Annotated in this window: 11 protein-coding genes; 4 read left to right on the top strand and 7 right to left on the bottom strand. The window is 50.3% G+C overall.

Going from position 1 to position 8,805, the window contains the following annotated elements:
- Nucleotides 1–177: 177 nt before the first annotated feature.
- A complete protein-coding gene (locus ABFD83_06400) occupies nt 178–996 on the top strand; it encodes a DNA methyltransferase (protein MEN6356701.1) in 819 nt (272 codons plus the stop codon).
- 130 nt (nt 997–1,126) lie between these two features.
- A complete protein-coding gene (locus ABFD83_06395; protein MEN6356700.1) occupies nt 1,127–1,906 on the top strand; it encodes an ATP-binding protein in 780 nt (259 codons plus the stop codon).
- Nucleotides 1,907–1,937: 31 nt separating this feature from the next.
- On the opposite strand, the gene ABFD83_06390 is transcribed toward ABFD83_06395, so the two are convergent.
- The 4 genes from ABFD83_06390 to ABFD83_06375 all read right to left on the bottom strand — a co-directional run bounded on the left by ABFD83_06390 (nt 1,938) and on the right by ABFD83_06375 (nt 4,967).
- The gene (locus ABFD83_06390; protein ID MEN6356699.1) at nt 1,938–2,672 is read right to left on the bottom strand and encodes a hypothetical protein; all 735 of its coding nucleotides are present in this window, start codon (nt 2,670–2,672) and stop codon (nt 1,938–1,940) included.
- Between the two features lie 8 nt (nt 2,673–2,680).
- The gene (locus ABFD83_06385; GenBank protein MEN6356698.1) at nt 2,681–3,010 is read right to left on the bottom strand and encodes a hypothetical protein; all 330 of its coding nucleotides are present in this window, start codon (nt 3,008–3,010) and stop codon (nt 2,681–2,683) included.
- A gap of 52 nt (nt 3,011–3,062) precedes the next feature.
- Complete coding sequence (locus tag ABFD83_06380; GenBank protein MEN6356697.1) at nt 3,063–3,677, bottom strand: sigma-70 family RNA polymerase sigma factor; 615 nt, start codon at nt 3,675–3,677, stop codon at nt 3,063–3,065.
- Between the two features lie 120 nt (nt 3,678–3,797).
- Nucleotides 3,798–4,967, bottom strand: a complete 1,170-nt coding sequence (locus ABFD83_06375) for a uroporphyrinogen decarboxylase family protein (protein MEN6356696.1) — start codon at nt 4,965–4,967, stop codon at nt 3,798–3,800.
- Between the two features lie 114 nt (nt 4,968–5,081).
- Here ABFD83_06375 and ABFD83_06370 point away from each other — a divergent pair, with 114 nt between their 5' ends.
- Nucleotides 5,082–5,636: a hypothetical protein gene (locus ABFD83_06370; protein MEN6356695.1), complete on the top strand. Its 555-nt coding sequence runs from the start codon at nt 5,082–5,084 to the stop codon at nt 5,634–5,636.
- A gap of 7 nt (nt 5,637–5,643) precedes the next feature.
- On the opposite strand, the gene ABFD83_06365 is transcribed toward ABFD83_06370, so the two are convergent.
- On the bottom strand, nt 5,644–6,399 hold the full coding sequence (locus ABFD83_06365) for a hypothetical protein (protein MEN6356694.1): 756 nt from the start codon (nt 6,397–6,399) through the stop codon (nt 5,644–5,646).
- A gap of 92 nt (nt 6,400–6,491) precedes the next feature.
- On the opposite strand from ABFD83_06365, the gene ABFD83_06360 reads away from it, so the two are divergent.
- Nucleotides 6,492–6,800, top strand: a complete 309-nt coding sequence (locus tag ABFD83_06360; GenBank protein ID MEN6356693.1) for a hypothetical protein — start codon at nt 6,492–6,494, stop codon at nt 6,798–6,800.
- Nucleotides 6,801–6,936: 136 nt separating this feature from the next.
- Here the strand turns inward: ABFD83_06360 and ABFD83_06355 are convergent, their stop codons facing one another.
- The gene (locus tag ABFD83_06355; GenBank protein ID MEN6356692.1) at nt 6,937–8,598 is read right to left on the bottom strand and encodes an HD domain-containing phosphohydrolase; all 1,662 of its coding nucleotides are present in this window, start codon (nt 8,596–8,598) and stop codon (nt 6,937–6,939) included.
- Between the two features lie 12 nt (nt 8,599–8,610).
- Nucleotides 8,611–8,805 (bottom strand): hypothetical protein (locus ABFD83_06350; GenBank protein MEN6356691.1); only part of this gene is annotated, 195 nt, incomplete at its 5' end.

The following is an 8,805-nucleotide window of genomic DNA, read 5'->3' as shown; positions in this document are numbered from 1 at the left end:
CGCTGGAAGAGGCACGGAATCGAGACAATCGCACATTTGCGCTCTGCAGTGCTTAATAAAAGAACTGGCAATATATTAGAGGCTGCCAAAATTGCAGCGTGATTCCGTAAATCTGACATGCACCCATGCTCGGCAGATGGTTTGACCCATGCTCACAATTCCTGATAGAATCTCATCGTGGTTGACAAAAGACGCTCCAGAAAACTCGAATATTCTGATATAGACCTATCGCGCTGGAAAGAATATGAAGATATTCTCACCGACTCGCTGTGGATAATGGGTTCCAGGCAAAACACCAACGGCCATGTCTTCGACTATCACGGCAATTTCATTCCCCAGATAGCTAATCAGGCTTTCAGGCGATATACCCGCGAGGGCGATATTGTGGTTGACTGGTTCCTCGGTTCAGGCACTTCGGCCATAGAAGCAGTGAATTTAAATCGAAGACTGATAGGGGTTGAGCTGAAGTCGGATCTCATCGATCATGTTAAGGGCAAACTGCCTGACCAGGCTCTTGACGATACGATCAGACTCATTCAGGGCGACAGCTCCTCCAGTAAAGCAAAAAAGAGTGTTCAAACGGCACTGCAGGAGATGGGCGCCGAGAAAGCCCAACTGGCAGTGCTGCACCCTCCATACGCCGACATCATTAAATTCAGCGAACTTGATGCGGACCTGTCTAACTGCCCTACGACAGATGCTTTTCTTGCCGGGTTCATGAAAGTCGCTCAAAACGCTTACGATACGCTTGAAGAAGGCCGGTTTGCTGTGCTGGTGATAGGCGATAAATATGGCGCAGGCGAACTCGATCCCCTAGGGTTCAAGTGCATGCAAAAAATGAACGAGGTGGGCTTCCGCACCAAATCGATCATAGTTAAAAACATAGAGGGAAATGAAAAGGGCAAAGGTAAGGATGCCAACCTCTGGCGTTACCGCGCCCTCAGCGGCGGATTTTATATCTTCAAGCACGAATACGTGATGATTTTCTTCAAATAACCCCCAGCCAAGCACACATAATTGTCCAGGTTGTTCTTTGTGTGAACAAAAGTTCAGCCCGTATCGTCTAATATATGGCGGATGGAAGAGACAATCGGCCTTACAATTACCGCTTCGGGAAGTAAAAGAAATGGAATTGTGCAATTTGGACGGTGAGCTTGAGATTCTAATCAACTACGCTGATGAGCCTACCATAGCGCTGCGTGGTGAAGTGGATTTTCGCAACATGGACAGGGTCAGGCAAGCAATTGTGAGCCTTGTTGAGCGTGACAAGTCGTTGATCAATATTGATCTGAGGGGGCTGATCTTTATGGATTCTACAGGCGTATCGGCTCTTATTGATGCAGCAAATTCTCTTGTGCCCAAAGGCTGCAATTTGAGACTTATAGCGGCAGGCGGACAGTTGTCAAAGGTTTTATCGCGCTGCGGCATGTCGGGTCTGTTTCAATATGAACAGGTGAGCGCGCTGCAGCCGTCAATAAGCAGCCCCTCGCGCCCTGAGATCAGAGACGTTGTTGAATTCGAAGTTCCGAGCCAACCTCAGATGCTGTCATATATACGCGCGCGCGCCGGTGATTTCGCGTGTTCCATGCCGTTTGGCGATGAGGACATTGAGGATATCAAACTTGCTATCGGCGAGGCGGCCACCAATGCGATAAGGCATGGAACGTGCCGCGACTGTCATAAGGTCAGAATTCGGTTCGAGCGCGGCAAAGACGAGATGCGAGTGTTTGTCATAGACAGAGGCCGCGGGTTCGATCCCGATTCAGTGTGCCCAACGCCTTTTGGAGATATGTGCGAGGGCGGCAGAGGCATTATGTTTATGAGAGCGCTGATGGATGACGTCACTTTCAGCTCGGAAAACCCGGGCACATGTGTCGAGATGACAAAGAAATTCCAACCCTCGTAGTGACTTGACCAGGTGTGAATATTGCGCCTGGTCAATTACTATGTCTTGATATTTGGCCGATCAGGTCATTAAACTGATTCGCGGTCAGGACTTTGCGCAAAGCCTGCTGTTTCTTGAAATTGAGATTCAAGAGGTTCACTTGCTGGCGGTGTATACTGTTTATCAGTTTTTTCGCTGCTGCTATGTCGAGATTATAAGCAGCGTACATCCCGGCCATCTGCTTTGAGTCCCGGCGTATTTTTTTTGTTGTGTTATCCTTTTGTTCAGCTAACTTGCTCAGCGGCAGAGTCTGGTCTGCGCTAAGGTTCATTTCCTGTATAGTTTTGTCCACCAACTTATCCGGATTGCCTTCCCTCAATGGGGGTATTGCACCCGGCCGCCGCCCGCGCATTTTATTGCCTACCCTGCTCCTGAAATCGGCGAACTGACTTGCAGTGAGTATATCCCTGATGCCGGTCTGGTTATCCAGATGGATATGCAGCAGTTTCAACTGAGACCGATCTATCTTTTCGATAGCCGCTTTTGCCTTTTTCTCATTTAGGTCATAGCTGCGATAGGCCTCGAAAAGCTCCCTGCGCGCGCGCATGAGGTTTTGTCGCTCAACCCTGGTCCTTTGTCTGGTCTGCACGGCAAGGTCTTTGAGCTGATCTTTTTGATTCTGACTAATGCCTGCACCACATGCCGCAGAGGCAAGGAACGACATGACTCCTATCGTAAGAACAAGAAAGGGTATTTTATTGTTGATCAACTGCCTAAATGAATACATCGGAACACCTACATATTGTCTATATAATCTATTGTCGCGTCAGTCTGATCGCCCATCGGGTCATCCGACCATTTCACCTGCGCCATTGATGCAGACACAGTGCCTGAGGGCTTATTTTCTGGCGGCTTGAAGGTATATATAGCCGTCAGAAGCAGCATAGCCGCGACTAATGCGGCTGCGGCCACTCGATAGCCGTTTTTCATAAAGCCGCCGAGCCATATGAATACCCTTGCCCGTTTTGGTCTTATATTGGCATGAACCAGCGCCCAGACGTCGTTTTGGGGCTGCTGACAGTCAATAGATGCCAGACATCCCGCGAATGCGACTTCATCTTTCATCAGAGCCGCACACTCGGCGCATTCGCTGATATGCTCCCGGATTTGCTCGCCTTCAGGCTGACTCAGTTTGCCTTGTGCGTAGTCCAGAAGATTGGGTTGTATCTGTTCGCATTTCATTGTTCTCGCCTTGCGCTTCCTCGCTCAAACACAGCTTCTTCAGCCTCTGACGTGCTCTAAATAGCTTGACTTTCAGATTACTCGGCGAAATATCGGTGATCCTCGATATCTCGTCATAATCGCACCCCTGCAAATGGTAAAGTGTTACCAGGAGCCGGTCCTCTTCGGAAAGCAGAGCCATTGCTCTTACTATTCTTTCCTTGTCTTCAGCTTCTATTGCAGACTTTTCAGGGTCTGCAGCGGCGGACTGCATTTGTGTGCCGACCAGAGTTTCGTCGATTATAACATCTTCTACTGAGACTTCCCGGCGCACCTGCCGCGAACGCAGGAAGTCTCTGGCCGTGTTCGACGCTATTTTATAAAGCCAAGTGGTAAACTTCGAGTCACCCTTAAATCCGGCAGCAGCCCGCCACACCTTTACAAAGACTTCTGCAAGAGCCTCCTCTGCATCCTCATGGCTTGAAAGCATACGATAGAGCAGGTTATAGATGGGACGCTCATGCCTGCGCAAAAGCAGACGCAGCGCATCCTGATCCTGTTGCTTGCACATTTCCAGGAGCTCTTCGTTGCTTGCCGAGAAATCATAATCGGTCACAACCCTGCCTATCCTTTCAATAATAGTAGACGCGGAAACTCGGATGCGGTTTCAGTTATTGATACGCAGTGATCGTCACTCGAATGTTCCATATTTTTTGGCTGCCTCATACATCGCCTTCACATTTTCCGCCGGGGTGCATGGGCTTAGATTATTGGCTTCGCGCAGCACAAACCGCCCGCCGCGCATAATGCCCGACTCCAGGATTCGCCTGGATTCCTCATCGACCTCTTCCGGGGTGCCCTGCAGCAATGTGGCGACTGTGGGTCCGGTCTGAATCTGAAAATCCGGACCAAGCAGTTCGCGCGCCTTTGCGTAATCGACCGGGAACCCCGCATCCCACAGCTGCACATTCAGCTCATTCCTGATTATCGGCATCAGGCGTCCGGCGTCACCGCAAAGGTGCATTGCATGAGGGCCCTTACCGGCGAGTTCATTAAGAAGCATTTTGTGATACGGCAGCACAAATTCTTTATAAATGTCAACGGAGAGCAGTTCTATACTGTCGTCCGCAAACCCCCATGATTGCGGTTTCATCTCCAGCCCAAGCGCTTTTCTGAACGCTTTGATCCGCTTGATGGTAGCCTGAGTGATAAATGCAAGCAGTTCATGGAAATAATCAGGGTCCTCATAGATATCCATGCAAAGCTCGGTAGCTCCGCGCAGCGATGCGGCGACAGTCATAGGCCCGTCGGTATAGGCTCCCGCACCAAAGCCCACGTTTATTACGGGAAGACCCTTAAAGATATATTTGCTTCGGTTGGCCTTCATACGCTCATAGAAATCCCAGTTCTTTGCCATAATGCCTGATGTGAACGGGTCGGGAAAGCCCCGGTCAAAGAGCATTCGCTTGTTAGAGCCGCCAAGAATCGGGCTTGTGTCGGGGACCTGTCCGGGCCGATACTCGACCTTTGCGCCAAACCACGCCGCTTCATAAACATTTTGCAGATCGACGTATATATTCCATCCATCTTTCGGCATGCCCATCTCTGCATCCTGAATCATATTATGGCGGATGTAGTCTTGACTGAGCATCTGCACTCTCGCCATAAGATCAGGGTCTTCGGAATACTGCTGAAAAGTAATCCCCTCCTTATTCAAATCAGGATTCAGCAGATATATTCTTGAGTTGATTCCAAGGATGACCGGCACTCTTACCGGCTTTTTTGCATTGAATGCCTGCCAGACGCGCGCAACTTCTTCGTTGTGTTTATCGTAATCCATTTGTTCAATGAAGTAGCTCATAGGCAACAGTGTATCACAGTGTTTGAAGAAGTCAATCCTTGCGAAAAGGCAATACCACCTGATAAGATACTACTGTAATAGTTAGAAATAGCCATCTTAATTAAGAGGAACGATATGAAACTCAAGACCGCTCTCGTCATATTAGCAGCCCTCACCGGCACATCCTGCTTTGCTCAGGGTGAGAAACAGCCAATGGACCTGCCTATCTATCCGGGGTCAGAGACGGCCATGGAAGTCAACATGAGCAACGAGGATATTCTTCCAATGGCCAAGGCAATGCTGCCGATGCTATCAGGTAAGTTTAGCTCTGTGCTGGACAAGATCGACATGAACGACGTCGCCGATATAATCAAAGATGTCAAGCAGATAGAGTTCGTTCAGCTCGATATTGCAGACTCTAAAGTTACCCAAAAGGATATCATCGGGTTCTATACAAAGAACATACCGGGCGGCGAGTGGACCAGAGTTTTTTGGCAGAACGCTCCAAACACGGGTACGGTTGCTGTTTATACGCAGAAGGATATAGAGGGTATTTACGGCTTCAGAACGCGCACGGTTATGGTGGATGACAAATCGGTAAAGCGCGTCGAGGTAGCAAAAGTCACCGGCAAAATCGATTATGTAAAGCTTCTGCTTATGGCCGGCAAGATGGGTTTGGGGAAAACGTAGGGAACAACTACCACAACTGGCCGCCCCATTCCAAATCGATAGTATAACCGTTGCCGCTGGAGTCGGAGTTGCCGATAAGCCATGCAGCATTAAGGTTCCAACCGCTGGGAACGCCTATTACCATGCCAATAGTTGTCCAGTTGCCTGCTCCGGACATATAGTCACTCTGGATGGTGACTAGTCTGCTGAGATATTTTTCTATTCCCAGCATTGCGCGAAACGTGCCCCCCGTTTTGATCGTGCCGAAGTGGACCCGGGCGACACTGAGCGTTTTACAGGCAGCTATAAACGGCATGCTGCCGGTATTCGTAGCAATGTTTTGCATACCGACTGCCACTGCCGGAGTCAGGCGCGATTCATCATAAAGGCGGTATTTGCCGTTTACCAAGGTCGCAGCATTGGCTCCCACTGCCCGGTCCACTCCAAACTCGAAGTGTTCACCTATCCCAAACTCGGTCTCAAACAGACTCTCCTTGGTAGCGCCGTCCATGCGCGGGCGTGTGGCGGTGGTTGAAAATCCCAGGCTGGTTTCGCCGTATGGCAGGGTATCGGCAGTCGGGATGAGGTTTAGTCCGGTCGGTGATGACAATGCTGCGCCTATAGATGCAAATAGAGCAGCAATGCAAAAGTAAAGGCTTACTATTTTACGACGAAGCAACATTGCCTTAATGGATGGTTTCCGACCACAGCCAATGACGCTTGAAGCGTCATAAATATGGTCAACATGCGTTCTGATATCACCATGTTTGTGAGCATACCCCATAATGCCCGCAGGTCACAGTCATGAAACTCTCGTTTTTGTGCGCTTTGAAGCGGGTAAAGATACACATCGTAAATAGACTTTGGAGGTCGCATATGGCATACGCGGCAGCTTCCGTGAAGGAAAGAGTCAATGAAACTGCGCACAGAGCAAGGCAAAAAGCGCACAAGGCGGCGGAGAAGATAATGGATCAGCGGCGAGTGGTCGATTCCGCTATGTCTGTGCCGGAGAGAGTCTCGCCCAGAATTTTCTTCGGGTTGAGCCTGGGATCGATACTTCTCTCACTGGGGCTTTTCACTGCCAGGAGAAAAGAGGACGCAATATTTGTCGGACATTGGGCGCCAACATTTCTTGCCTTGGGGCTGTTTTCGAGACTGGTCAGTTCAAAGGAGAGAAGACGGTAGACTGTGGGTAAAAATATTTTCGATTTTTGAAAACATTATGCAAGCCTGCTGCGTCTATGTAATTGAGAGCGTTATTTCTCTCCTTTCTCTCCCTTTAGCAGCCTTTTCTCAAAGGCTGCTATTTTTTGCTATCAGCTTATGCCGCTTTTTGTTTCTTTGCTTTCATTAAGGACATCGTGCCGTCAATCATTCTGTCGTGCTCTTCGTATACCGGGTCGAGATCGCCTCTCTCTATCATGTGCCGCAGCGCATCGACTACGGTCGGGTCAAGCGTTCTGCCGGCGCTGCGGTTAAGCTCGCCCATAAGTTCTTCCTGAGGCATTCTTTCTCTGTAGGGCCGCCGCGAACGCATAGCATCGAACGAATCGGCAACAACAAGAATTCGCTGAAGCAGAGGTTGCTCCTGCGCGCTGATCCCGCTTGGGTAACCTTTGCCGTCGAGGCGTTCATGATGGTGCTTAATCAGGAAAAGCACGTCCTGTGATAGACCCAGCGGCCGGCAAATCTCTTCACTAACGATCGGGTGACGGCGCATAGTCTCCCATTCTTCGGCGGTAAGCTTTCCCGCCTTGCGCAAGATTGCGTCAGGGACGCCGATCTTTCCGATATCATGCAGGAGCGATGCGTTTTTAAGTGAGTCTACAGCTTCCGACGGGACCTGCAGTTCCTGGGCTATAAGGCATGAGACCTGCATCACACGCTCCGAGTGCCCCCGTGTATATTCGTCTCTGGCTTCCAAGCCGTTTGCAAGGCTCTGAAGGGTGCGCAGAAATTGTTTCTGAAGGTTAGTATATAGTCGCAAATTCACAAGAGCTGCGCTTGCTATCACTGAAAATATACGCAGCATATCCAGCGTATCATCGCCGAAGTCTTCGCCGGATTGACCCCAAACCATCAGCACTCCGAGAACCCGGTGGTTCTCATCCGAGCCGGATGATTGCCAGAGCAGCGGCGCGGCCATGGCGGGACGGTCGTCTCGGTCCACTTCGGATTCTTCCGAAGTCTGCCCGCCGCTTTTGACCAGGAATTCCCGTCCGCTGTTGGTCACCCAGTTGGCATACGAGCGAAGCAGCGCTTCGGGTGGAGCAGCCAGGCTCTTTTCGGGCGAATAAAACGCTTCGGTCTCAAGATGACCCGATTCTTCATTCAGCAGCAGCAGTTCGCCGCCTCCGGCATTAGTCTCGGTGACGGCTGATTCCAGAACATACAGTGCAAGATCATGCACGCTGCGCAGACTGGTCAAACGCGCACCGCAGTCCATAATTGCGTGCAGATACGATCCTCTTTCGGATGCCAGATCATCCTGTGACCTGGTCTTGAAAATAAACGCAGCGACAAGCGCCCCCGCTACCAGCACCCCGCTGCGCATGCCGATTGTCGCCAGAGTCGATGTCATGCTGTCAGAACCGCTGATTGCCAGGAATGTGCCGATCACGTTTGCGACCATTACCCCACCGGTCACAAGCGTCAGCCCGCGCATTCGATTGCCGGCATATCCCGAGCCGACCAGCACGAACCAATACAGCAAATAAGCCATAGCGTCGCTGGGACCGGCAACGGTAATTGTGATGATGGCGATATCAAATCCGCGGCAGGCAAGAGCCAGTCTTTTTCCGTAATGTGCAAAGCGCTCAGGGTCATTGATGCAAAACATCAACGCGGCATTGTACGCAGCGACAAACCCCAGCAGTGCGGCCTGCCGTGGAAGCGGAGCATTGCTGACAGCGGCAAGCCCGAGCAATATTACGGGCCACCGAAGCAGGGCTATAAGATATTCAGCACGTCTTCTCTTATCCATTTTCCAATATATTCATCGGTTTGGACGCTGCTGAGTATTAGCCGCATTATTCAAAAAGAATGTAGAAACACAGACAGGCTCTGAGGCAATTGCGTTATCTGTAACTGATCTCAATTCTGTTGATTCAAAGAAAGTAAAAGCCCCAAGCAGTGAGCGTGGCAAGTATTCAATGTGCGGAAAAAGTAAAAAATCTACCCCAATAAAAGC

This window comes from Armatimonadota bacterium (assembly GCA_039679645.1).
Classification (GTDB): Bacteria; Armatimonadota; UBA5829; order UBA5829; family UBA5829; genus UBA5829.
Note: the sequence above shows the minus strand (reverse complement) of the source record. Positions and strands in the feature narration are given on the sequence as shown.

Coding starts and splice junctions, on each gene's coding strand:
- ABFD83_06355 (MEN6356692.1), bottom strand. CDS start 8,598: ATGGATAAGAGAAGACGTGCTGAATATCTTATAGCCCTGCTTCGGTGG.
- ABFD83_06380 (MEN6356697.1), bottom strand. CDS start 3,677: ATGTGCAAGCAACAGGATCAGGATGCGCTGCGTCTGCTTTTGCGCAGG.
- ABFD83_06390 (MEN6356699.1), bottom strand. CDS start 2,672: ATGTATTCATTTAGGCAGTTGATCAACAATAAAATACCCTTTCTTGTT.
- ABFD83_06370 (MEN6356695.1), top strand. CDS start 5,082: ATGAAACTCAAGACCGCTCTCGTCATATTAGCAGCCCTCACCGGCACA.
- ABFD83_06375 (MEN6356696.1), bottom strand. CDS start 4,967: ATGAGCTACTTCATTGAACAAATGGATTACGATAAACACAACGAAGAA.
- ABFD83_06395 (MEN6356700.1), top strand. CDS start 1,127: ATGGAATTGTGCAATTTGGACGGTGAGCTTGAGATTCTAATCAACTAC.
- ABFD83_06365 (MEN6356694.1), bottom strand. CDS start 6,399: ATGGGGTATGCTCACAAACATGGTGATATCAGAACGCATGTTGACCAT.
- ABFD83_06385 (MEN6356698.1), bottom strand. CDS start 3,010: ATGAAAGATGAAGTCGCATTCGCGGGATGTCTGGCATCTATTGACTGT.
- ABFD83_06360 (MEN6356693.1), top strand. CDS start 6,492: ATGGCATACGCGGCAGCTTCCGTGAAGGAAAGAGTCAATGAAACTGCG.